This window comes from Chromobacterium alkanivorans (genome assembly GCF_016937655.1).
GTDB lineage: Bacteria > Pseudomonadota > Gammaproteobacteria > Burkholderiales > Chromobacteriaceae > Chromobacterium > Chromobacterium alkanivorans.
The window spans coordinates 1-894 of record NZ_JAFHKL010000041.1 but is presented as its reverse complement, the minus strand read 5'-3'; the positions used below and the strand labels follow the sequence as shown (position 1 = coordinate 894).

Sequence of the window (894 nt, the reverse complement as noted above, 5' to 3'; positions counted from 1 at the left end):
CGCCACCGAGGCCGAAGACGGCCTGACCGAGTGGAACGCCCAGCGCCAGATCGTTCCCGGCGCGGTGGCGCTGGCCAGCTTCGACTACCAACCCGTCAGCACCCAGCACAGCGGCGACGACAGCCGCATCGATCAGGGCCAGAACGGCAAGGCGCTGCAGTCTTCTTTGCACGACTACGACCCGCAATCGCTGTACTACGCCGGCGACGCCGACCAGCTCAGCCACTACGCCCAGCTGCGCCAGCAGGCGCATGACCTGAACGCCAAGCAATTCAGCGGCGGCGGCTCGGTGCGTGGCCTGGCCGCCGGCCAGTGGTTCCGCCTGGACGAGCACCCGGCCCACGACGGCGACAGCAGCGAACAGCGCGAATTCGTCGTCACCCGCCAAAGCTTAAGCGCGCGCAACAACCTGCCGGCGGATCTGAAAGCCTTCCAAGACGGCAAAGAGGCGCAACCGTTCCGCGCCGACTTCGACGCCCAACGTCGCGGCGTGCCGCTGACCCCGGCCTACGCCCACACCGAGCTGGCCAAGCCCAAGTCCCGCGGCGTGCAAACCGCCACCGTGGTCGGCCCCCAAGGTGAAGAGGTGCATACCGATCAGCACGGCCGCATCAAGGTGCAGTTCCACTGGCAACGGATGGACGAACACCCCAGCATAGGCGCGGGCATGGACGACAAATCCTCCTGCTGGCTGCGGGTGGTGATGCCCAGCGCCGGCGCCGGCTGGGGCCACCAATTCATCCCGCGCATTGGCCAGGAAGTGCTGGTCGACTTCATCGAAGGCGACATCGACCGCCCGGTGATCACCGGCGTGCTCTACAACGGCAGCCACCCGACGCCGGACTTCAGCGGCGCCGGCGCGCTGCCGGCGAATAAAACCCTGTCCGGCATCAA

Annotated in this window: 1 protein-coding gene; it reads left to right on the top strand. The window is 67.6% G+C overall.

Annotated features, from left to right (window positions below; genetic code table 11):
- The coding region (locus tag JW897_RS24105; protein WP_205467932.1) for a type VI secretion system Vgr family protein at positions 1-894 on the top strand (894 nt) is incomplete at both ends.